Source organism: Nocardioides sp. BE266, from assembly GCF_031457855.1.
Classification (GTDB): Bacteria; Actinomycetota; Actinomycetes; order Propionibacteriales; family Nocardioidaceae; genus Nocardioides.
On record NZ_JAURTI010000008.1, the window covers coordinates 74,667 to 96,579 of the forward strand.

A 21,913-nucleotide genomic window follows, 5' to 3' on the forward strand; every position below is an offset into this window, starting at 1 on the left:
TGAGGGGGCGGGTCAGATGAGGGCGGGTACGGCTGTCGCGGCGGTGTAGGCGGCGACAAGCAGGACGAGGCCGGTGAAGGCGGCGGTGAGCTTCGCGGTGTCGGTGCGGGCGGCGACGCGTGCTCCGGCGATGGAGCCGCCGACGGCGGTGACGGTGAGGGCGGCGACGAGCCACCAGTCGGGTGCGATGCCGGTGCCTGCGCGGGTGGCGAGGGCGGCGGCGCTGGTGATGGTGATGACGACCAGCGAGGTGCCGGCGGCGTACCCCATCGGCAGCGCGAGGGCGAGCGTCAGGGCGGGGACGACGAGGAACCCGCCGCCGACGCCGAGGAACCCGGTGAGCAGCCCGACCGCCGTCGCGGTGGCGAGCACCTTCAGCGCGCGAGGGCACTGGCACATGAAGGTCGGGCTGAACGTGATGATGGGGTCGTCCAGGCGGGGCCGGCCGGCGTGGGTGCCGGCGCTCGCGCCGCGTCGGTCGCGTAGCTGCCGGACGGTCATCAGGCCGGCGACCACGAGCATCAGGCCCGCGAACGCGGCCAGCAGCACCGGCTCGGGGACGGCAGCGGACGCGTGGGCGCCGAGGACCGCGCCGCCGATGGCGACCGCGCCGAACGCGATGCCGCGTGCGAGGAGGACGTTCCCGGTGCGGTGGGCGGTCACGGCTCCCGCGAGAGAGGTGACACCCACGACGACCAGCGACCCGGTGGTGGCCTGGGTCGCGGTCTGGCCGAGTGCGAGGAGCACGGGGACGGCGAGGATCGAGCCTCCGCCGCCGAGCGCGCCCAGGCTGAGCCCGATGAGAGCGCCGGCGATGACGGCGCCGAGGAGTGCGAGGGTCACGCCTCGGGTCCCACGAGGTGTAGTCCGACCTTCTCGGCATTGTCGAAGCTGTCGTCGACGGCGACGAGCGTCGTACCGGCGGCAGACAGGAAGGAGGCGGCGACCGATGCGCGGTACCCGCCGGCGCAGTGCACCCAGACCTCGCCGGCCGGGACCTCGTCCAGGCGCCGCGGGAGCTCGTGGATGGGGATGTTGACGGCGCCGGCGATGCGGGCCTTGTCGTGCTCGTCGGCGCGACGGACGTCGAGGATGACGACCTCGCGATGGTGGCGCACCTGCGCCAGGTCGGCGAACGTGGCGGTGGGGAACGAGCTCAGGTCACGGTCGGACCAGTCCTTCGGGCCTCCGGTGGCGTGGGCGGCCGGGCGGTCGATGCCGATGCGGACCAGCTCGCGCTGGGCCTCGGCGACGTCGTCGGCCGTCTCGCCGAGCAGCGTGATCGGGGTGCCCCACGTGACGAGCCACCCGAGGTACGTCGCGAACCCGCCGTCGAGACCGAAGTTCAGCGTGCCCGGCGCGTGCCCGGCGGCGAACGCGGTCCGTGAGCGCAGGTCCACCACCCACTCGCCGTCCTCGATGCGACGGCGCAGCTCGGCCGCGTCGGCGACAGACGGAAGGGAGAGGTCGGGCTCGGACGGCCCGTCGGCGTTGGCGGGTGCCATGTGGGCGTAGTACGTCGGGTAGGCGCCTAGCCCGGCCAGGAGCTCCTCGACATAGGTCTGCTCGTCCTGGGTGAGGACCGGGTTCGACGCCTTCTCGCGGCCGATCGTCGAGGAGGTCGCGTCGGACTGGGTGGCGGAGCAGAAGGAACCGAAGCCGTGCGTCGGGAAGACGTCCGCGTCGTCCGGTAGGAGCTCGGCCAGCTTGTGCGCGGAGGCGTGCTGGTGCCGGACCAGGTCGTGGGTGTGCTCGGCGCCGAGGAGGTCAGGGCGCCCGGTCGCGCCGTACAGCAGCGAGCCGCCCGAGAACACCGCGACCTGATAGCCGGTGGCGGCGTCTGTCAACACATAGGAGAGGTGGGTGAACGTGTGGCCGGGGGTTGCCAGCGCGGTGACGCGCATCCGTCCACCCACCTCGACGACCTGTCCGTCCGCCACGGGTGAGCGGTCGAAGGACACGTCGTCCTCGCCATTGACGAGGTACTGGGCACCGGTGCGCTGCGCGATGGCCAGGCCGCCGGTGACGTAGTCGTTGTGGATGTGGGTCTCGAAGACATGGGTCAGGCGAACCGCGTGCTTGTCGAGCAGGGTGAGGACCCGGTCGATGTCGCGCTGGGGGTCGACCACGAACGCGACGTCGCCGTCGTGGACCAGGTAGCTGCGGTCGCCGAGCGTGGGCGTCCCGATGGGGATGATGGTCAGGTCGGACATTGCTGAGGGCTCCTTCTGGTCGCGCGACCCAGGGGCGGGCGGGTCGTACAGGTCGGTGATCACAGGCCCACACCGAGAGCACGGCCGGACGCGGCCCAGGCCCGGGTCCCACCAGCGACGGAGTAGGCGTCGAAGCCGTTGGCGACGAGCAGGTCCGTCATGGCAGCGCTGCGGTTGCCGGACGCGCAGACCACGTAGACAGGGCACGCCTTGTCCAGCTCGCCCATGCGAGCAGTCAGGCGGCCCATCGGCATGAGCGCGGCACCGGGGATGTGGCCGGCGGCGTACTCGCCCGCCTCCCGCACGTCGATGAGCGCTGCCTCGCCGTTCAGCGCGACGGCAAGGTGCTCGATGTCGGTCTCAGGCGTGCGAGTGCTCATGGGTCCGGTTGTCCTCCTGTGATGGATGAATACCCAGTGGGGTATCGACGGACCCAACGGTACACACCCCGGGGGGTATTCCCGCAAGTCGGCGAACGCACGCGCGGCGTCCACGAGGGGAATACGGGAGGGGGTATCCTGGTTGAGCAGGTGCAGCCACCACCCGAAACACAGCAGAGGAGCCAGCCCGATGGCCACCATCACCCTGGGTGCGGAGAACTTCACGCGCACCGTCACCGACAACAACATCGTCTTCGTCGACTTCTGGGCGTCCTGGTGCGGCCCGTGCCGCATGTTCGCCCCCGTGTACGAGAAGGCCGCGGGCGCACACCCCGACATCGTGTTCGGCAAGGTCGACACCGAGGCCGAGCAGACCCTCGCCGCCGCCGCGAACATCACGTCCATCCCCACCCTGATGGCGTTCAAGGGCGGCACGCTGGTCTTCTCCCAGCCCGGCGCCCTGCCGGCCGCCGCGCTCGAGCAGATCATCACGGCCGTGCGAGACCTCGACGTCGAGGCAGCCGCGGCCGAGCCGAAGCAGAGCGCCTGATGGCCACCTTCACGCTCAGCGCCACGCTGAACCAGCCCTACGGCGAAGCCGTCGAGCTCACTCGTCGGGCGCTCGCCGAGCAAGGTTTCGGCATCCTCACCGAGATCGACCTCCAGGCCACGATGAAGGCCAAGCTCGACGCCGACGTCGCACCCCAGGTCATCCTCGGGGCCTGCCGGCCCGCGCTCGCCTACGAGGCGCTCACCGTCGACCCGTCCATCGCCGCGGTCCTGCCGTGCAACGTGGTCGTCCGCGCCCTCGACGACACGACCAGCCTCGTCGAAGCGTTCGACCCCGACGCGATGATGGGGCTCGCCGACAACGAGGCACTCGGTGCGGTAGCCACCGACGCCAAGCAGCGCCTGACGGCGGCCCTCGCCGCAATCACCACTGACAGCCAGGAGATCTGATGGAGCTCGACCCGACCACGATGAAGCCGGTCATCAACCGCATCAAGCGCGCCCAGGGCCAGCTCTCCGGCGTCCTGCGCCTCCTCGAGGAGGGCCGCGACTGCGAGGACGTCGTCACCCAGCTCGCCGCGGTCTCCAAGGCGCTCGACCGCGCAGGCTTCGCCATCGTGGCCTCCGGCCTGCAGCAGTGCCTCGTCGAGAACGACGGCGATGCCGACAGCCTGGATGTGAAGAAGATGGAGAAGCTCTTCCTCTCCCTCGCCTGAGCCCGGGCATCCTCTGACATGAGGACCTGCACCCCGGAGTGACCACGAACCCGTGGCATCCCTGTCCCGCGCCCCGGACTGCCCTCGAGAGCGTGCGCAGGAGCCGACGCTCCTGCCTTGCGCCGCATGGCGAAGGCCCCGGACCTCCTGAAGAGGACCGGGGCCTTCGTCGTACGACGGTGTGGCTCAGATGTCGTAGTAGAGCTCGAACTCGTGCGGGTGCGGGCGCAGCTGGACCGGAGCGATCTCCTGGGTCCGCTTGAAGTGGATCCACGTCTCGATCAGGTCGTCGGTGAAGACACCGCCGGCCGTGAGGTACTCGTGGTCCGCCTCGAGAGCGTCGAGCACGGCACCGAGGCTGGTCGGCACCTGGTCGATCTCGGCCATCTCGTCCGGCGGCAGCTCGTAGATGTCCTTGTCGATCGGGGCCGCGGGCTCCGTCTTGTTCTGGACACCGTCGAGGCCGGCAAGCATCAGTGCCGCAAAGGCGAGGTAGGGGTTCGCCGACGGGTCGGGGAAGCGGGTCTCGACGCGCTTGGCCTTCGGGTTCGCGCCCGTGATCGGGATGCGGACCGAGGCCGAGCGGTTGCGCGAGGAGTAGACCAGCGAGATCGGCGCCTCGAAGCCCGGCACCAGGCGGTGGTAGGAGTTCACCGTCGGGTTGGTGAAGGCCAGCAGCGACGGGGCGTGGGCCAGGATGCCGCCGATGTACCAGCGGGCGGTGTCGGACAGGCCGGCGTACCCGGTCTCGTCGAAGAAGAGCGGCTCGCCGTCCTTCCACAGCGACTGGTGCACGTGCATGCCGGAGCCGTTGTCACCGAAGATCGGCTTGGGCATGAAGGTGACCGACTTGCCCTGCTCCCAGGCGGTGTTCTTGATGAGGTACTTGAACTTCATCACGTCGTCCGCGGCCTTGAGCAGCGTGTCGAAGCGGTAGTTGATCTCCGCCTGGCCGGCGGTGCCGACCTCGTGGTGGGCGCGCTCGACCTGGAGGCCGCAGGACTCGAGGTTCTTGACCATGTCGGCGCGCAGGTCGCTGTAGTGGTCGTAGGGCTCGACGGGGAAGTAGCCGCCCTTGAGGCGGGTCTTGTAGCCCTTGTTCTCGCCGTCGTCCTTGCCGGAGTTCCACCAGCCCTCGACGGAGTCGATGTGGTAGTAGCCCTCGTTGACGCCCGTGCTGTAGCGGACGTTGTCGAAGATGTAGAACTCGGCCTCGGGGGCGAAGTAGGCGGTGTCCGCGATGCCGGTCGAGTCGAGGTACGCCAGCGCCTTGCGCGCGATGTTGCGCGGGTCGCGGCTGTAGGCCTCGCCCGTGATCGGGTCGTGGATGAAGAAGTTCACGTTGAGCGTCTTGGACCGGCGGAACGGGTCGAGGTAGGCCGTCGTCGGGTCCGGGAACAGCGACATGTCCGACTCGTTGATGGCCTGGAAGCCGCGGATCGAGGATCCGTCGAAGCCGAGGCCGTCATCGAAGACGCTCTGGTCGAACGAGGACGCCGGAACCGTGAAGTGCTGCATCACGCCGGGCAGGTCGCAGAAGCGGACGTCGATCATCTCGACGCCCTCGTCCTTGATGAACTTCAGGAGCTCATCGGAGTTGTTGAACATTCGGTTCCTCCTTGACGGCGACCAGCGCGCGTCGAGTTTGCAGCGTTCGGGAGCGGAGCCTCGTTGCACCGTGCCGCTCACGCTAGAGGGGGGCAGTTTCTAGACCGTATCCCGATTGTTTCGGGCGTGTTACAGGTCGTCCGCGGGGTGGCCTGCCGGCGAGGCGCGGTGCCACGAAATCCACCCTTTGGGTTACTCGCGCGAAACCCGGGCTGCCTTTACCGTCAGGCATGACTCGGGCACGGGCACTGACGCAGTGGGGCATCAGTATCTCGGCGGCCGTGGTCCTCGCCGCCTGCGGGGGTGGTGGCGAGGACGACGGTGGCGACGACACGCCCACGTCGGGCCCGCTCGTCCCTCGCCACCTACGCTGGGCGCGTGCCGCAGCCTGACCCGACACCCGCTCCGACCGATCTGATCCCAGCGAGCTGGGGTCGCCGCATCCTGGCGCTGCTCGTCGACTGGCTCAGCAGCTGGGCCGTGGCCCAGCTCCTCGCCGCGTTGGGCGTGGTGGCCGACGACCCCAGCACGATCGGCAGCACCGGCACGCTCATCCTGGTCGTCGAGATGGCCCTCTTCACCGCGTTGCTGGGCGGGTCCTTCGGCAAGCTGGTGACGCGCATCCGCGTGGTGCGCCACGACGACCCGTCACGCCCGGTGAGCCTGCTCCGCGCGGTCGTGCGGACCGTGCTCACGTTCCTGATCATCCCGCCGCTGCTGACCTTCGACGGTCGTGGGCTCCACGACCTCGCCGCGGGGACGCGGACCGTGAGGATCTAGCTGGGAGGTCTCGAGGCTCGCTGCGCTCGCACCTCGACCGACGAGGGACTCAGCGGCCTCGCTGCTGGGAGCGCATGCCCTTCATGGAGGTCGGGACCGGACCCTTGGGGACCGGGAGCTTGCCGCGCTGGGCGTCGAGCGCCTTGAGGCGCTGGAGGATGTCGGTCATCTCGGCGGGCTTCACCGAGCGGCCGAGCTTCTGCACGTGACGGACCAGCTTGGGCAGCGGCACCTCGCCCTCGCCGCGGCCGGCGACGACCTCGTGGATCGGCACCTCGTAGGCGACGCGCTCGTGCTTCTTGCGCTCGTTGGCGAGCAGCTGCTTCACGCGGCTCGGGCTCGAGCCCTCGCCGACCAGCACGATGCCGGGAGGACCGACCACGCGGTGCACGACGTCCTGCTGCTTGGTGAACCCGACGACCGGGTCGACCTTCCAGCCGCGGCGCAGCATCTGCAGCGCACCGGCGGCCGCGGCGGGCTGGCCCTCCATCTGCTGGTACGCCGCCCGCTGGGCGCGGCGGCCGAAGACCAGCAGCGTGCACAGCATGCCGATGAGGAGGGCGCCGATGATCGAGATCACCAGCGACAGCACGCCCGAGCCGGGCAGCAGCCACATCAGGCCGAAGCCCACAGCGGCACCCGCGACGAAGACGCCCAGGAGGATCAGGCCCAGGCGCGGGTCGCTGCGCTTGGCCATCTGGTAGGTCTGCATGATCTGCGCGCGGCGCGACGTCGGCGTGGAGGCGGGGGTCGACATGAGGTGGGCCTTGTCCGGCTAGGTGTGGCTAGGTGTGGTGGTGAGGGTGGGTCAGACGGCGGCGGCGGCGCGCGCGTCCATGGCCTGACCGTACAACCGGCCGGCGCGGTAGGACGAGCGGACCAGCGGCCCCGACAGTGCGCCGGCGAAGCCGATCTCGTCGGCCTCGGCCTTGAGCTCGACGAACTCCTCGGGCTTGACCCAGCGCTCGACGGGGTGGTGCCGCGGGGAGGGGCGGAGGTACTGGGTGATGGTGATCAGCTCGCAGCCGGCCTCGTGCAGGTCGCGCAGCGCCTGGCTGACCTCCTCGCGCGTCTCGCCCATGCCGAGGATCAGGTTGGACTTGGTCACCAGGCCGAAGTCGCGGGCCTGGGTGATCACGTCGAGCGAGCGGTCGTAGCGGAACGCCGGGCGGATGCGCTTGAAGATGCGCGGCACCGTCTCGACGTTGTGGGCGAGCACCTCGGGTCGGCTCTCGAAGACCTCCTGGAGGAGGTCGGGCTTGCCGTTGAAGTCGGGGATCAGGTTCTCGACACCCGTGCCGGGGTTGAGCTCGTGGATCGCGCGGACCGTCTCGGCGTACAGCCAGGCGCCGCCGTCGGGCAGGTCGTCGCGCGCGACGCCGGTGATGGTGGCGTAGCGGAGCTGCATCTTCTGCACGGACTCGGCCACGCGACGGGGCTCGTCGCGGTCGAGCGGCTGCGGCTTGCCGGTGTCGATCTGGCAGAAGTCGCAGCGCCGGGTGCACTGGTCGCCACCGATGAGGAAGGTGGCCTCGCGGTCCTCCCAGCACTCGAAGATGTTGGGGCAGCCGGCTTCCTGGCAGACCGTGTGGAGACCTTCGGACTTCACCAGGTTCTGCAGCGAGGTGTATTCGGGGCCCATCTTGGCGCGGGTCTTGATCCACTCCGGCTTGCGTTCGATCGGGGTCTCGGCGTTGCGGACCTCGAGTCGGAGAAGCTTGCGTCCTTCAGGGGCGGGAGCGGTCGTCACGGTCCCCACTGTACGGGCCGGGGACGAGGCTCCCGAATCAGCCTCCGGGGCTGGTCAGACGGAGGACTCGACGTAGTCCGGCTCGGTGGTGGCGAGGCGCTGGTTGGCGGTCGTCCGCGCGTTGCGCTCGCCCCGCTCGACGGACCCGACGGCCCGGGCGAGACCGAACACGGTCATGTTCCCGTAGACCGACTCGATCCGGTCGCTGGGCACCACGTAGGTCTCGTGGAAGATGCCGACGTCACCGCTGGCCGCCGAGTCGCGGTTGAACGCACCCCACGCCGGGGCGTGCGACATCGAGGCGTCGCGGGCGTAGGCGCCGAGCTCCTCGGCGCTGCGCCAGTACTGGATCGTCATCAGCACCCGGCCCGCCCAGAACGACTCGACGGCGAGCAGGCCCCGGTCGGCCTTCTCGAGCTCGCGCAGCATCTTCGGCATGCCGGTGAACGTCGGCCACCAGCTGCGGACCTTGCGCAGGCGGTTGATGCGCATCCCGATCACGAACACCACCACGTCATCGGTCGTGGGGTCGGCGACGTACTGGCCGCCGCGGACGCCCTTGGGGGAGCGACCCGGGGCGGTGGCGTACCCGCGGGGGACACGCCGAGGAGTGGAACCGGCCATGACGGCCTCCTAGATAGTGATACTGTCCACGTAGACAGTGGCACTATCCAGAGCAATGGTCAAGGGGCACGCGTGCGCATCTCCGAGCTGTCGGAGCAGACCGGGGTGCCGGTCGCGACGATCAAGTACTACCTCCGCGAGGGCCTGCTGCCCGAGGGCGACAAGCGCACGCCCCGCCTCACGGAGTACGACGAGCGCCACGTGCGCCGCCTGGGCCTGCTGCGGATCCTGCGCGACGTGGGGGACGTCCCGGTCGACGGGCTCAAGCGCCTCGTCGCCGCCTCGGAGACCCGGGGGAGCGTGCACGACCTCTTCGCGGTGGCCGCCGACGCCCTCGCCCCGACGCCGCCGGCGGCGGGTCCCGGGCGGCCCGAGACCCGGGCCATGGCCGACGCGATCATCCAGCAGGCGGGCTGGGACCGCGTGCGCGAGGACTCCGTCGACCGCGACAACCTGGCGGCCACGCTCGAGCTGGTCGGCGCGTTCGAGACCCACCCGCGCGACCCCGCGGAGATCGCGCCCTACGTAGCGATGGCCGACCAGCTGGCCCGCCACGAGATCGCCAACCTCGATGGGCGCAAGGATCGGCTGGGCCTTCTCGAGGAGATGGTCGTGGGGCAGGTCGTGTTCGCGACGGTGCTGACCACATTGCGGCGGCTCGCCGAGGAGCACCACTCCCACGAGCGGTTCGCCGAGGACCAGCGCGACTGAGGTCGCTCAGGCGCCGGGGCGCACCAGCTCGATGCGCGGGGCGTGGGCCGGCTCGGGGCGCGCCTCGTAGTCGGGGGTCGCGTCGTACGGGTCCCAGGCGAGGTACGTCGCCAGGTGGCGGCGCACGCTCGGCAGCACGTCGTCGACGGTGACGTCGCGGCCCAGCTCCTCGCTCAGCGAGGTCACGCCGGCGTCGGCGATGCCGCACGGGACGAAGCGGTCGTACCAGCCGAGGTCGACGTCGCAGTTGAGGGCGAAGCCGTGCATCGTCACGCCGCGGCTCACCCGGATGCCGATCGCGGCGATCTTGCGCTCGGGCCCCCGCTCGTCGGCGCGCAGCCAGACGCCGCTGCGGCCCGGCACGCGCGCCGTGGTGACGCCGAAGTCCGTGCAGACCGCGATCAGGGCCTCCTCGACGCGGCGGACGTAGTCGACGACCTTGACGTGGTCGGGCAGCGTGACGATCGGGTAGCCCACCAGCTGGCCGGGGCCGTGGAAGGTGATCTTGCCGCCGCGGTCGACGTCGATGACCGCCGCGCCACCGGGGTCGAGCGGGCGCTCGTGCGGGTCGGTGCGCTTGCCGGCGGTGAACACGGGCGGGTGCTCGAGCAGCAGGACGGTGTCGCGGCGGGTGCCGTCGACGACCGTCTCGTGCACGCGGCGCTGGAGCTCCCAGGCTGCGAGGTAGTCGACGGCGGCGTCGCCGAGACCGGCGACCTCGAACTCCAGCTCGTGCTCCAGCGGCATGCTCCGACCCTACGCCCACGCTCCCGGCCCGCTGCGCCCGCGCCTGTGGATGGACGCCGACGCCCTCGGCGGAAATCGGCGAGGGTGGCGAGGTGGATCCCCGGCGCCTCCTTCCCGTCTTGGCCGCGGTCGCCGCTGCGTGCGTGGTGGCGACCCTCGTGGTCGGGCTGGCCCGCCCCGGCGATGCGCCGGCCGCACCCCGTCGGGAGGCGGCCGTGCCGCGTTCCGGCCCTGCGGTCGTCCTCGCGGAGTGGGACGAGCGGCGCGCTGCCGCGTGGGCCGCCGGCGACGTCACCGAGCTCCGCAGCCTGTACGCCGACGGCTCACGCACGGGCGCTGCCGACGCGAAGCTCCTGCGCCACTACCTCGCGCGGGGCCTTCGGGTGGAGGGCCTGACCACCCAGGTGCTCGCGCTCGAGGTGGTCGACCAGACCGGGCGCCGCCTCGTGCTCGAGGTCACCGACCGGGTGGTGGGCGGCTCAGCCGTGGGCGGACCGACGCCGATCGCGCTGCCGGCCGACCGGGCCTCGACGCGGCGGGTGGTCCTGGTGCGACCGGCCGAGCGGTGGCTCGTGGCCGAGGTCCGGGAGGGAGCCCGCGATCAGGCCAACGCGGCGGCCAGCACCTCGCGGACGTCCTCGTCCTCGAAGTCGTAGCCCGCGCGCTCGAGGGCCGCTGGGCGCGCGTTGACCGAGCCGAGCAGCTCGGGTGCCAGGTCGCCCGCCGCGACCTTCATCACGGCCGAGGGGACGGCCAGGAACGCCTTGCGGTGCAACTTCGCGGCGAGGGCCTCGGTGAACTCCGCGTTGGTCGGGGTGGTCGGACAGCAGAGGTTGAACGCCCCCGACACGTCGCGCGACTCGATCAGGTAGCTGACGGCGCCGATCCAGTCGCGCAGCGAGATCATCGGCATGTACTGCCGGCCGGACCCGAGCCGGGCGCCACCGCCGGCCTGGAAGAGCAGCTTGAGCTGCTTCAGCGGCGGCGACGTGCGGTCCATCACCGGAGAGGTGCGCAGGACGCACACCCGGGCGCCGGCCTCGCGGGCCTCGTCGGTGGCGTCCTGCCACGCGTGCGAGACCCGGGTGAGGAAGGCGTCGCCGACGCTGCCGGTCTCCTCGGTGACCGGCGCGTTGCCGTGGTCGCCGTACCAGGCGATCCCGTTGCCGGCGATGAAGGCCGGCGGTCGCTCGGTGTGCGCGATGGTGCGGGCAAGCAGGCCCGTCGTGGAGACCCGGCTGTCGAGGACCTCCACGGCCCACTTCTTCGAGTGCGGGTTGCCGGCGATGGCGGCGCCGGCGAGGTTGACGACCGCGTCCGCCCGTTCGATGACCGCGGCGTCGATCGTGCCGGCACTCGGGTCCCACCGCGACTCCTGCGCGGAGGCCGGCTCGCGGCGCACGAGGGCGGTGACCTCGTGGCCGTGCACCCGCAGGTGCTCGGTCAGGTGGGTGCCGAGGAAACCCGACGCTCCGGCGATCACGACGCGCATGCGACCACCCAACCATGTGCGCCAAGCCCGCCTGGGGCGAACCGGTCAGCCGGCCAGGTGTCCCCAGCGCAGCGACAGCTCGCGCCACGGGCCCTGGTCGACCACGCGACCGGAGTCGAGGACGACGACCCGGTCGGCCTGGGCGAGCGCGGCGGCCTTGCTGGTCGCACCGATCACCGTCGCCCCGCGCGAGCGGAGCGCCTGCCACAGCTCGATCTCGGTCGCCGCGTCGAGCGCGGACGAGACGTCGTCGGCCAGCAGCACGTCGGCCTGCGACGCGAGCGCCCGGGCGAGGGCGAGGCGCTGCACCTGCCCACCGGAGAGGCGTACGCCGCGGTGCCCCACGAGCGCGTCGGGACCGCCGGCCTCGCTGACGTCGCGACCCATCCGGGCGGCCTCGAGCGACGGCATCACCGGGCGGGTCGGGTGGTCGAGCCCGACGTTGCCGGTGAAGCTGCCGGAGAGCACGCGCGGCACCTGCGCGACGTGGGCCACGCGAGCCGGGCGCAGGTCGGTCTGCGGGTCGTCGACCACGCGGTCGTTCCAGCGGATCTCACCGGTGGTGCTGACCAGGCCGGCGAGGGCGCCGAGCAGGCTCGACTTGCCGGACCCGACCTGTCCCAGCAGCAGCACCAGCTCGCCCGCGCGCACCTCGAGGTCGACGTCCTGGACGCCGAGCGTGCCGTCGTCGTGCACGGCGGCGAGGTCGCGCAGGGCGAGGGTGCGCAGGGGATCGGGCTCGGGGTCTCCCGGCGCGGCGGCTGTGCCGGCGACCAGGTCCATGCCGGCGGGGAGCTCCATCAGGTCGCCTCCGCCCGCGAGGGCGCTGGTGGCTTGCATCCAGGCACGGGTGCCGGGCGCCTCGGTGACGACGGCTCCGGCCACGCGGCCGAACCAGTCGAAGCCACTCACCGCGTTGGCGACGAGCAGCGCGGTCGCCAGCTCCCAGTGCCCGGTTACGAGGCCGCCCCAGGCGGCGACGACGCCGCACTGGACCATGACGACCGGCACGCCGTCGAGCAGGGACTGCACGCGGTGCTCGCGCACGGCCGCGTCGACCCGCCCGCCGTCGACAGCGCGCAGGTGGCGGTGGAGGTGGGGCGTCGCCGCGGCGAGCTTGACCGTGCGGATCGACTCCAGGGTGGAGACGAGCGCCTGCCCGAACCGGGCGCGGGCGGCCGACGACGCGGCCGCCGAGCGACCGGCGACCCGGCGTCCGAGCGACGAGGCGAGGGCGGAGGCGGTCATCACCGCGAGCAGGATCGCGCCGGCGATCCAGCTCCCGGCGATCATCGCCGTCAGCGACGCCACCAGGAGGCCGTTGACGAAGTCGACCCAGCGGTCGGTGTAGCGCGCGATGCGGTCGGCGTCCATGGCGCGGGCCACGACCTCGCCCGGAGGAGTGCGGACCAGCCGCCGCTGGTCGGTCTGGCCGGCGAGCACGGCTGCCCGTACGCGCATCCGGACCTCCACCCACCAGTGCGGGTAGGTCCAGAACGCCTGCGAGAGCAGGAGCGGGCCGATCATCAGCGAGGCGACCAGGGCGGCCGCCATCAGTCCCGGGGTCTCGCCGCGCTGGAGGCCGGTGACGACGTGGCCCCAGACGAAGCCGGTGACCGCGCCGTAGGCGCCGGTGATCGACGCGAGCAGGAACAGCCCCGCACCGAACAGGCCCCACTCGGGCTTGAGCCGGATGCAGTGCCACACCTGGCGCATCAGGCCCAGCGGCGGGTCCACCTGGGGCGGCGGCGGGGGAGTCGTGCTGCGGCGCACGGTGCCGATCGCGGCATCGGCATGGTGGTCCTCGACGGCGACCTCGTGGGCGGCGGCGTCCAGCAGCCGGCGGAACGGACCGTCGGCGACGGCCAGCTCGGCGCGGGTGCCCTGCTGCACGACCCGGCCCGACTCGAGCACGGCGACCCGCTCGGCGCGCTCGGTCGTCGACAGGCGGTGGGCGACCAGGATGCCGGTGCGACCGCGGATCAGGCGGTCGGCGGCGCGGACCACCCGGGCCTCGGTGACGGGGTCCATGCGGGCGGTGGCCTCGTCGAGGACGACGACGCTCACGTCGCGCACCAGGAGGCGGGCGAAGGCGACCAGCTGCTCCTCGCCGGCGGACAGGCTGGTGCCACCGGGGCCGAGCAGGGTGTCGAGGCCCTTGGGCAGGCCGGCCACCCAGTCGGTGAGGCCGAGCTCGTCGACGGCAGCCTCGACAGTGCTGCGCGGGGCGTCGCCGAACAGGGTGATGTTGTCGGCGAGGCTGCCGGCCAGGACCTCGGTGCGCTGGGTCACCACGCCGACAGCGGCGCGCAGCTGCTGCAGGTCGAGGTCGCGCACGTCGGTGCCGCCGAGGAAGACCGTTCTGCGGGGCGGCTCGACCGCCCGGGACAGCAGCGAGGCGAGGGTCGACTTGCCCGAGCCCGTGCGGCCCACGAGCGCGCACGTGTGGCCGGCCGGGACGGTCAGGTCGACGTCGCGCAGGGCGAAGGTGCCGGTGCCGTAGGAGAACGCCAGGTGGCGGAACTCCACGTCGAGCGGCCCGCGCGGGAGCGAGGTGCCGCCGGTGGGCTCGGCGGGCACGGCGAGCATGCCGCGCAGGCGCAGCACCGCGCCCATGCCCTCCTGGAGGTCGGGCAGGTGGCGCGCCAGCATGTCGACCTGGCCGACGAACATCGTGGTCACCAGGAACAGCGTCACGAGCCGGGCCGTGGACAGGTCGCCGTGCAGGACCAGTGCGATGCCGACGAGGCCGGTGGCGGCCAGCACGGCGTGGAGCAGGCCGCCGCTGCGCCGGGTGATGCTCACCTCGACGGCGAGCACGCGCCGCAGGCGGCGGTGGATCTCGGCCGCGAGCTCGGCGTTGCGGCGCAGCACGTGGGGCTGGCCGAGGGACGTGCGGACGTCGTCGCGCGCCGCGATGCCTTCCTCGGTCGAGGCGGCGTGGTCGGTCCACGCTGCCTCTTCGAGCACCTTGCGCTCGGCGATCTGGGGCAGCAGGCGGCGGATGAAGAGCCACACCACGACGCCGCACAGCGGGAACAAGAAGGCGGCCGGCCACCACGTCAGACTCGCAACCAGCCACAGCGGACCGGTGGAGGCGACCGTGCGGATCGCCATCCACACGCCCCAGCGCATCAGCTGGCCGACCTCCCACGTGTCGTCGTCGATGCGGTCGAGCACCTCGCCGACGGCCTGCTCGGAGAGCTCGGAGAGCGGCTGGGCCATCGCGGCGTCGATCAGGTCGGCGCGCAGCTGGCCCTCGGCACGGTCGACGATGACGCCCCACAGCGTGCGCGCCGCCGTGTCGACGACGGCTCCGCCGACGACGCACAGGGCCAGCGTGGTCACCAGCGCGGAGGTCGGCGAGTCGGCCAGTCGGCCGGCGACGACGGTGCCCAGCGAGGCCGCGATCGCGCCGATCAGCGCGAGCCCGAGGCACAGGTTGGTCAGCGGGCGGCGGACGCGGTGCCAGTCCACCGGCACGCGACCGGGAGGCGGTGCGGGTGACGGATCGATGGGTGCCGCGGAGGTGTGCGCGGTGAGGTCTGTGGCAGTCACGGTGGTTCCACGGTAGACGTCGGGTACGACATCCCGCCTCCGGTTTTCAGGTGGCCTCGGACACCTCCGCCAGACCCGGAAGCGGCACCGGAGAGGTGTCCGGAAACGTCATCCGACCCCGCACCGATGGGTGCGGGATCGGATGACGGATGTCCGGATGCTCAGCCCGGGCTCAGGGGGTTTCGAGACGATCGGCGCACCCCGCTGACGCGGTGTGCCGATCCCTCAACCTCTTCGCCCGACGCGGGCCGTCGCTGCGCTCCGGCCCGCTGGGCTCAGACCTCGAACTGGCCTGCCTCGAGGCGCTTCTTGACCTCCTGGAGGAACCGGCCGGCGTCGGCGCCGTCGACCAGGCGGTGGTCGTAGGTCAGCGCCAGGTAGACCATGTGGCGCACCGCGATCGTCTCGCCCAGGTTGGGGTCGTCGATCACGACTGGACGCTTCACCACGGCACCGGGGCCGAGGATCGCGACCTGCGGCTTGTTGATGATCGGGGTGTCGAAGAGCGCCCCGAAGCTGCCGAGGTTGGTGATGGTGAAGGTGCCACCGGAGAGCTCGTCGGGCGTCACCTTGTTGGTGCGGGTGCGCTCGGCGACGTCGGCGATCTTCTTGGCCAGACCGGCGATCGAGAGGTCACCGGCCTCCTTGACGACCGGCGTGAGCAGGCCCTTCTCGGTGTCCACGGCGAACGCGATGTTCTCGCGGTCGAAGTAGGTCACCTCGCCCTTCTCGGCGTCGATCGCCGCGTTGAGCTTGGGGTGCACCTTGAGCGAGTCGATCGCGGCCTTGGCGAAGAACGGCAGGTAGGTGAGCTTCACACCCTCGCGCGCCAGGAAGTCGGCCTTGGCGGACTCCCGGAGGCGGGCGATCGCGGTGACGTCGACCTCCATCACCTGCGTCAGCTGGGCGGACTCCTGCAGCGACTCGACCATGCGCGTCGCGATGACCTTGCGCAGGCGCGAGAGCGGCTCGGTGGTGCCGCGCAGCGGCGACGGGGACGCCGTGGCCGGAGCGGTAGCGGCCGGGGGAGCACCCGCGGCAGCCGGAGCAGCAGCGGCCGGAGCGGCAGGAGCCGCGGCGGCCTGGGCGGCAGCGGCTGCGTCGAGCACGTCCTGCTTGCGGATGCGGCCGCCGACGCCGGTGCCCTGCACCGCGCCGAGGTCGACACCGTGCTGGTCGGCCATCTTGCGCACCAGCGGAGTGACGTACGCCGTCTGGTCGCGACCACCCTCACTGGCAGCGGGCGCCGCGGGAGCGGCCGGCGCTGCCGGAGCAGCCGGGGCGGCGGGCTGGGCGGGGGCAGCGGGCTGGGCCGGCTCGGCAGGCGCAGCGGGCGCCTCCTCGGCGGCCGGCTCGGGCTCCGGCTCGGGCTCCGGCTCGGGCTCCGGCTCGGGCTCCGGCTCGGGCTCCGGGGCCTTCTCCTCGGCCGGGGCGGCGGGCGCCTCCTGCTGGGCAGGCGCGGCGTCGCCGGAGCCGATGATCGCGAGCTCGGCGCCGACCTCGACGGTCTCGTCCTCGTTGGCCTTGATCTCGAGGAGGGTGCCGGCGACCGGGGACGGGATCTCGGTGTCGACCTTGTCGGTGGAGACCTCGAGGAGGGGCTCGTCGACGGCGACCTCGTCGCCGACCTGCTTGAGCCAGCGGGTGACGGTGCCCTCGGTGACGGACTCGCCCAGCGCGGGCAGGGTCACGGCCGTACCGGCGCCACCACCACCGCCTCCACCGGAGGACTGCTCGGCGGCAGGCGCCTCCGCGGCGGGCTCCTCGGCCGGGGCCTCCTCCTGGGCAGGCTCCTCGGCGGGAGCCTCCTCGGCGGGAGCCTCCTCGGCGGGAGCCTCTTCTGCGGCCGGCTCCGCTGCGGCCGGCTCCTCGGCGGGGGCCTCCTCGGCCGGGGCCTCGGCGGAGCCGGACGCGTCACCGGAGGACTCGCCCTCGTCGCCGATCACGCCCAGGACGGCGCCGACCTCGACGGTGTCGTCCTCGTTGGCCTTGATCTCGAGCAGGGTGCCGGCGACCGGGGAGGGGATCTCCGTGTCGACCTTGTCGGTGGAGACCTCCAGCAGGGGCTCGTCGACGGCAACCGTGTCACCGACCTGCTTGAGCCAGCGGGTGACGGTGCCCTCGGTGACGGACTCGCCGAGGGCGGGGAGGGTGACTTCGGAGGCCATGTGGTTCCTTCGCTCGCGTGTGGGTGGAGAGGGTGGAGTAGGGGGTCGTTCTCAGGAGTGTGCGTGGAGCGGCTTGCCGGCCAGGGCCAGGTGGGCCTCGCCGAGCGCCTCGTTCTGCGTGGGGTGCGCGTGCACCAGCGGCGCGACGTCGTCGGCGTGCGCCTCCCAGTTGTAGATCAGCTGGGCCTCGCCGATGAGCTCACCGACCCGGTCGCCCACCATGTGGACGCCGAGGACCGGGCCGTCGACCAGGCCGACGAGCTTGACGAAGCCCTGCGTCTGGAGGATCTGGCTCTTGCCGTTGCCGCCGAGGTCGTAGGTCACCGTGGTGACCGCGTCGCCGTGCAGCTCGCGCGCCTTCGCCTCGTCGAGGCCGACGGACGCGATCTCCGGGTGGGAGTACGTCACCCGCGGGATGCCGGCGTCGTCGACCGGGCGCGGGTCGAGGCCGGCGATCTCCTCGGCGACGAAGATGCCCTGCTGGAAGCCGCGGTGGGCCAGCTGGAGGCCGGGCACGATGTCGCCGACGGCGTACACGCCCTCGACGTTGGTGCGGCAGCGCTCGTCGGCGAGCACGAAGCCGCGCTCCATCGCGATGCCCTGCTCCTCGTAGCCCAGGCCGTCGGTCGACGGGCCGCGGCCGACCGCGACGAGGAGCACCTCGGCCTCGATCACGTCGCCCCCCTCCACGGTCACTGCAACGCCGGTGTCGGTCGTCTTGACGCTCTGGAATGGCGTGCTCGTGAGGAAGCTGATCTTGCGCTTGCGGAAGGCGCGCTCGAGGGCCTTGGAGGAGGCCTCGTCCTCGACCGCGACCAGGCGCGGGAGGGCCTCGACGATCGTGACGTCGGCGCCGAAGGACTTCCAGACGCTGGCGAACTCGCAGCCGATGACGCCGCCGCCGAGCACGATGGCCGACGCGGGCACCCGGTCGAGGCGCAGGGCGTGCTCGGAGGTGATGACCTTCTCGCCGTCGACCTCGAGGCCGGGCAGCGACTTGCTGTAGGAGCCGGAGGCTAGGACCACGGCCTTGCCGGTGTAGGCCGTGCCGTCGACGGTGACCTCACGCGGACCGGTCAGCGTGCCGGCACCCTGGATGACGGTGATGCCGCGCGACTTGATCAGGCCGGTCAGGCCCTTGAAGAGCCGGTCGACGACCTTGTCCTTGTAGGCGTTCACGCCGGCCATGTCGATGCCGTCGAAGGTGGCGGTGACACCGAACTGACCGGCCTCGCGCGCGGAGTCGGCGACCTCGGCGGCGTGGAGGAGGGCCTTGGTCGGGATGCAGCCCACGTGGAGGCAGGTGCCGCCCAGGTTGCCCTTCTCGACAAGTCCGACCGTCAGCCCCAGCTGGGCCGCTCGCAGGGCACAGGCGTAACCACCCGAACCAGCCCCGAGGACGAGTACGTCGAACTCACCGTCCGCCACAGAAATCCCTCCACACACTTCTTCGCTCGCTGATCCTTCGGCGTCGCCCATCTTTGCACTCTTCGTGAGCCTGTCCACACCGGGTCTCCCGAGCCGGATCGACACGACTTGGGCCGGAGTGAGCCGCTGGTGAGGGATGTCCCGGCAGAATGGTCACCATGGGCATGTTCGACCGATTCCGGCGCAAGGGCCGCACTCGTCGTCCGGCACGGAACGCCGAGCGCACCGGCTCCACGACGGTCCGGGCGTCCGATGGTGAGGACGTGCGCCACCTCGAGAGGTTCGTCGCCACCAAGCAGGGCGTGGAGGGCTTCGTCGAGCCGCGCACGGCGGTCAGCGACGTCACCCTCCTGCTGGTCGCGCACGACGGTGAGTGGACGCGACGGCGGGTGCCGAGCGTGAAGTGGGCGCACGACTTCGCCAACAAGCACCGTGTGCCGTCGTACGACGCCGCGGTGGTCGGCGTGCCGCAGCGGATGCGCGACTACAACGCCCGCCAGAAGGCGGCGCGCAAGTCCCGCGGCTACTAGGGCTGCCAGCGGCTACTCGGCCTCGGCCAGCGCGCGGGCGAACTCGACCAGCGTGGTGACGCCGAAGCCGGTCGCGCCCGAGGGGACGTGGCCGTAGGGGCCGCCGAGGTTCATCTCCTTGCCGGCGATGTCGAGGTGCGCCCACGGCAGCCCGCCGGTGAACTCGCGCAGGAACGCCGAGGCGTACAGCCCGCCGCCCCAACGGACCCAGTCGTGCTGCAGGAGGTCGGCGACCTTGGAGCTGGTGATCCGCTCCTTCATCTCCTCGGGGATCGGCATCCGCCAGTGCTGCTCACCGGCGGCGACGCCGGCCGCGAGCACCGCGGGCACCTGGTCGTCAGTGCCCATCACGGCGCCGACCTTGTCGCCGAGGGCGAGCTGCATGTGGCCCGTCAGGGTCGCGATGTCGAGGACGACGTCGGGCCCCTCCTCGACTGCCATGGAGAGCGCGTCGCCGAGCAGCATCCGGCCCTCGGCGTCGGTGTTGGCGATCTCGACGGTGGTGCCGTTGTGCATGGTGATCACGTCGCCGGGCCGGGTGGAGGTGCCGGAGACCATGTTCTCGGCCATCGGCGCGAACGCGGTGACCTTGACCGGGAGCCCGAGACGGGCGATCGCCAGGGTGGCCGCGACGACGCTGGCCGCACCGGCCATGTCGCCCTTCATGTTCATCATGCTCGAGGAGGGCTTGATGGTGAGGCCGCCGGAGTCGAAGGTGACGCCCTTGCCGACCAGTGCGAGGTGGGCGACCGCGTCCTTGGGCGCCCACGTCAGCTTGGCCAGGCGTGACGGCGCGACGGAGGAGTTGCCGACGCTGAGGATGCCGCCGCAGCCCATCTCCGCGAGCTGCTCGTGGTCGAAGACCTCGAGCGAGACCTTGGGCGCGCCGCGGCCCTTGGTGGCCTCCTTGTGCGCGGCCGTCACCAGCTCGGCGAGCAGCGGGGGAGTGCAGTCGCCGGGCGGCGTGTTGACCCAGTCGCGGCACAGCGCGACGGCGTCGGCGAGCACCTCTGCGCGCCCAAGGGCGGCGACGGCCTCGGCGCGACGGGCGATCGAGGTGAGGACGACGACGTCGGCGGGCTCGGTCGTCTCCGACTTCGACGACTTGTAGGCGGTGAAGGTGTAGCCGCCGAGCCGGTGGCCCTCGACCACCGCGGCGACCAGCTCGGGGGTCTCGCTCGGCAGGGCGAGGGCGACCGAGGCGGCGTTGGACACGCTGCGCGCGGCGACGCCCGCGGCACGTCGTACGGCGATCGGGTCGGTGGGGTCCTCGCCCAGGCCGACGAACACCAGCAGCGGCGCGTTGACCTCGTCACGGGTGGGGGCCTTGACCGCCTCACCGGCCTTGCCGGTCACGCCCATCGTGGAGAGGAACGGTCGGAGGCGGCGGCCGTAGGCCTTGCTGACCTCCTCGGCCGCGTCGCAGAGCCGGGGGCCCTTGTCACCTGCCACGACTCCCACCACGACGGCGTCGGCGCGGGTCTTGGCAGGGCTGGCGGCACGGAGTGCGTACGAGGTCACCCGCCGCATGTTAGGCGAGCGTCGGGTGAGCAAGGCGGGCGGAGTGGCTGCGGTAGGTTTCGCGGCATGGCAGGAACGCTCAAGCAGTCGCCCCTTCACGACCGTCACGAGGCGCTGGGCGCGAAGTTCGCCGAGTTCGGTGGCTGGTCGATGCCGCTGGAGTACCCGACCGGTGTCGTCAAGGAGCACACCGCCGTGCGCGAGTCCGTCGGCATCTTCGACGTCAGCCACCTCGGCAAGGCGATGGTGTCCGGTCCCGGCGCCGCCGACTTCGTCAATGCGACCCTGTCCAACGACCTCGCGAAGATCCACACCGGCAAGGCGCAGTACACCCTGTGCCTCGACGAGTCCGGCGGCATCGTCGACGACCTGATCGCCTACTGGCACGACGACGAGCACGTCCTGCTGATCCCCAACGCCGCCAACACCGCCGAGGTGGTGCGCCGGCTCCAGGCGGAGGCGCCCGAGGGCGTCAAGGTGGTGAGCCACCACGACGACTACGCCGTGCTCGCCGTGCAGGGCACCCACTCCGACGAGGTGCTGGAGAAGGTCGGGCTGCCGACCGGCCACGAGTACATGTCGTTCGTCGAGGCCGAGCTCGGCGACACCGGCGTCGGCGTGGTGGTCTGCCGCACCGGCTACACCGGCGAGCGCGGCTACGAGCTTGTCCTCGTGAACTCCGCCGCGGGCCAGCTCTGGGACGAGCTGATGGCCGCCGGCGAGGAGTACGGCATCGCCGCGTGCGGGCTGGGTGCCCGCGACACGCTGCGCACCGAGATGGGCTACCCGCTCCACGGCCAGGACATCAGCCTCGACACCAACCCCGTCGAGGCCGGCCTGTCGTGGGCCGTCGGCTGGAAGAAGGAGGCCTTCTGGGGCCGCGACGCGGTGCAGAAGGTCAAGGAGGAGGGCCCCAGGCGCCGGCTGCGCGGCCTCGTCGCCGTCGGTCGCGGCATCCCGCGCCCGGGCATGGGCGTGACCCTCACCCAGGACGTACCTCTCGCCGACATCACGTCGGGCACGTTCTCGCCCACGCTGAAGAAGGGCATCGGCCTCGCGTTGATCCCGGTCATGGTCGCGGAGGACGCCGAGGTCGGCGTCGACGTCCGCGGGCGACGCGAGATCTTCCAGCTGGTGAAGCCGCCGTTCGTCGACACCTCGGTGAAGGAGTCCTGAC

21 protein-coding genes are annotated in these 21,913 nt (G+C 71.8%); 8 read left to right on the plus strand and 13 right to left on the minus strand.

All coding sequences use genetic code 11. The annotated features are described in order from the left end of the window. Positions 1-12: 12 nt before the first annotated feature. The 3 genes from J2X46_RS20690 to J2X46_RS20700 are packed head-to-tail and all read right to left on the minus strand — an operon-like array spanning position 13 to position 2,593. On the minus strand, positions 13-843 hold the full coding sequence (locus J2X46_RS20690) for a sulfite exporter TauE/SafE family protein (protein ID WP_310253918.1): 831 nt from the start codon (positions 841-843) through the stop codon (positions 13-15). Continuing rightward, the gene (locus J2X46_RS20695) at positions 840-2,213 is read right to left on the minus strand and encodes an MBL fold metallo-hydrolase (RefSeq protein ID WP_310253920.1); all 1,374 of its coding nucleotides are present in this window, start codon (positions 2,211-2,213) and stop codon (positions 840-842) included. The genes J2X46_RS20690 and J2X46_RS20695 overlap by 4 nt, the downstream gene beginning before the upstream one ends. A gap of 59 nt (positions 2,214-2,272) precedes the next feature. Continuing rightward, positions 2,273-2,593: a rhodanese-like domain-containing protein gene (locus tag J2X46_RS20700; RefSeq protein WP_310253922.1), complete on the minus strand. Its 321-nt coding sequence runs from the start codon at positions 2,591-2,593 to the stop codon at positions 2,273-2,275. 190 nt (positions 2,594-2,783) lie between these two features. On the opposite strand from J2X46_RS20700, the gene trxA reads away from it, so the two are divergent. The 3 genes from trxA to J2X46_RS20715 are packed head-to-tail and all read left to right on the plus strand — an operon-like array spanning position 2,784 to position 3,819. Then, positions 2,784-3,143: a thioredoxin gene (gene trxA, locus J2X46_RS20705; protein WP_310253925.1), complete on the plus strand. Its 360-nt coding sequence runs from the start codon at positions 2,784-2,786 to the stop codon at positions 3,141-3,143. Beyond that, positions 3,143-3,553, plus strand: coding sequence for a DUF302 domain-containing protein (locus J2X46_RS20710; protein WP_310253926.1), 411 nt, complete (start codon positions 3,143-3,145; stop codon positions 3,551-3,553). The genes trxA and J2X46_RS20710 overlap by 1 nt, the downstream gene beginning before the upstream one ends. Then, positions 3,553-3,819: a metal-sensitive transcriptional regulator gene (locus J2X46_RS20715; RefSeq protein ID WP_310253928.1), complete on the plus strand. Its 267-nt coding sequence runs from the start codon at positions 3,553-3,555 to the stop codon at positions 3,817-3,819. The genes J2X46_RS20710 and J2X46_RS20715 overlap by 1 nt, the downstream gene beginning before the upstream one ends. A gap of 186 nt (positions 3,820-4,005) precedes the next feature. On the opposite strand, the gene glnA is transcribed toward J2X46_RS20715, so the two are convergent. Continuing rightward, positions 4,006-5,427: a type I glutamate--ammonia ligase gene (gene glnA / locus J2X46_RS20720; RefSeq protein ID WP_310253929.1), complete on the minus strand. Its 1,422-nt coding sequence runs from the start codon at positions 5,425-5,427 to the stop codon at positions 4,006-4,008. A gap of 378 nt (positions 5,428-5,805) precedes the next feature. Between glnA and J2X46_RS20725 the strand changes: the two genes are divergently transcribed. Beyond that, entirely contained in the window at positions 5,806-6,207 is a 402-nt protein-coding gene (locus J2X46_RS20725; RefSeq protein ID WP_310253931.1) for an RDD family protein, read from the plus strand. Positions 6,208-6,256: 49 nt separating this feature from the next. Here J2X46_RS20725 and J2X46_RS20730 read toward each other — a convergent pair whose 3' ends face one another. Genes J2X46_RS20730 through J2X46_RS20740 form a run of 3 tightly spaced genes read right to left on the minus strand, consistent with a single transcriptional unit; the run spans position 6,257 to position 8,581 of the window. Beyond that, entirely contained in the window at positions 6,257-6,964 is a 708-nt protein-coding gene (locus J2X46_RS20730; protein ID WP_310253933.1) for a DUF4191 domain-containing protein, read from the minus strand. Positions 6,965-7,015: 51 nt separating this feature from the next. Beyond that, positions 7,016-7,957 (minus strand): lipoyl synthase, encoded by a 942-nt coding sequence (lipA, locus tag J2X46_RS20735; RefSeq protein ID WP_310253935.1) that lies wholly within the window; start codon positions 7,955-7,957, stop codon positions 7,016-7,018. 54 nt (positions 7,958-8,011) lie between these two features. After that, on the minus strand, positions 8,012-8,581 hold the full coding sequence (locus J2X46_RS20740) for a DUF4188 domain-containing protein (protein ID WP_310253936.1): 570 nt from the start codon (positions 8,579-8,581) through the stop codon (positions 8,012-8,014). A 72-nt stretch (positions 8,582-8,653) separates the two neighbouring features. On the opposite strand from J2X46_RS20740, the gene J2X46_RS20745 reads away from it, so the two are divergent. Continuing rightward, positions 8,654-9,292, plus strand: coding sequence for a MerR family transcriptional regulator (locus tag J2X46_RS20745; RefSeq protein ID WP_310253938.1), 639 nt, complete (start codon positions 8,654-8,656; stop codon positions 9,290-9,292). Positions 9,293-9,298: 6 nt separating this feature from the next. Here J2X46_RS20745 and lipB read toward each other — a convergent pair whose 3' ends face one another. After that, positions 9,299-10,039: a lipoyl(octanoyl) transferase LipB gene (gene lipB / locus J2X46_RS20750; RefSeq protein WP_310253940.1), complete on the minus strand. Its 741-nt coding sequence runs from the start codon at positions 10,037-10,039 to the stop codon at positions 9,299-9,301. A 92-nt stretch (positions 10,040-10,131) separates the two neighbouring features. Between lipB and J2X46_RS20755 the strand changes: the two genes are divergently transcribed. Next, positions 10,132-10,695 carry a hypothetical protein gene (locus J2X46_RS20755; protein WP_310253942.1) on the plus strand — a complete coding sequence of 188 codons (564 nt, stop codon included), beginning with the start codon at positions 10,132-10,134 and terminating at the stop codon, positions 10,693-10,695. On the opposite strand, the gene J2X46_RS20760 is transcribed toward J2X46_RS20755, so the two are convergent. The 4 genes from J2X46_RS20760 to lpdA all read right to left on the minus strand — a co-directional run bounded on the left by J2X46_RS20760 (position 10,641) and on the right by lpdA (position 18,685). Then, complete coding sequence (locus J2X46_RS20760; RefSeq protein WP_310253944.1) at positions 10,641-11,531, minus strand: TIGR01777 family oxidoreductase; 891 nt, start codon at positions 11,529-11,531, stop codon at positions 10,641-10,643. The genes J2X46_RS20755 and J2X46_RS20760 overlap by 55 nt on opposite strands. Positions 11,532-11,576: 45 nt before the next feature. After that, positions 11,577-15,089 (minus strand): ABC transporter ATP-binding protein, encoded by a 3,513-nt coding sequence (locus tag J2X46_RS20765; RefSeq protein WP_310253946.1) that lies wholly within the window; start codon positions 15,087-15,089, stop codon positions 11,577-11,579. A gap of 275 nt (positions 15,090-15,364) precedes the next feature. Next, complete coding sequence (gene sucB / locus J2X46_RS20770; RefSeq protein WP_310253948.1) at positions 15,365-17,257, minus strand: 2-oxoglutarate dehydrogenase, E2 component, dihydrolipoamide succinyltransferase; 1,893 nt, start codon at positions 17,255-17,257, stop codon at positions 15,365-15,367. Between the two features lie 51 nt (positions 17,258-17,308). Further along, the gene (gene lpdA / locus J2X46_RS20775; RefSeq protein ID WP_310253950.1) at positions 17,309-18,685 is read right to left on the minus strand and encodes a dihydrolipoyl dehydrogenase; all 1,377 of its coding nucleotides are present in this window, start codon (positions 18,683-18,685) and stop codon (positions 17,309-17,311) included. A gap of 158 nt (positions 18,686-18,843) precedes the next feature. On the opposite strand from lpdA, the gene J2X46_RS20780 reads away from it, so the two are divergent. Continuing rightward, entirely contained in the window at positions 18,844-19,215 is a 372-nt protein-coding gene (locus tag J2X46_RS20780) for a hypothetical protein (RefSeq protein WP_310253952.1), read from the plus strand. Between the two features lie 12 nt (positions 19,216-19,227). Here J2X46_RS20780 and J2X46_RS20785 read toward each other — a convergent pair whose 3' ends face one another. Beyond that, a complete protein-coding gene (locus tag J2X46_RS20785) occupies positions 19,228-20,736 on the minus strand; it encodes a leucyl aminopeptidase (protein WP_310253954.1) in 1,509 nt (502 codons plus the stop codon). A gap of 66 nt (positions 20,737-20,802) precedes the next feature. Here J2X46_RS20785 and gcvT point away from each other — a divergent pair, with 66 nt between their 5' ends. Beyond that, positions 20,803-21,912 (plus strand): glycine cleavage system aminomethyltransferase GcvT, encoded by a 1,110-nt coding sequence (gene gcvT / locus J2X46_RS20790; RefSeq protein ID WP_310253955.1) that lies wholly within the window; start codon positions 20,803-20,805, stop codon positions 21,910-21,912. The last annotated feature ends 1 nt before the right edge of the window (position 21,913 follow it).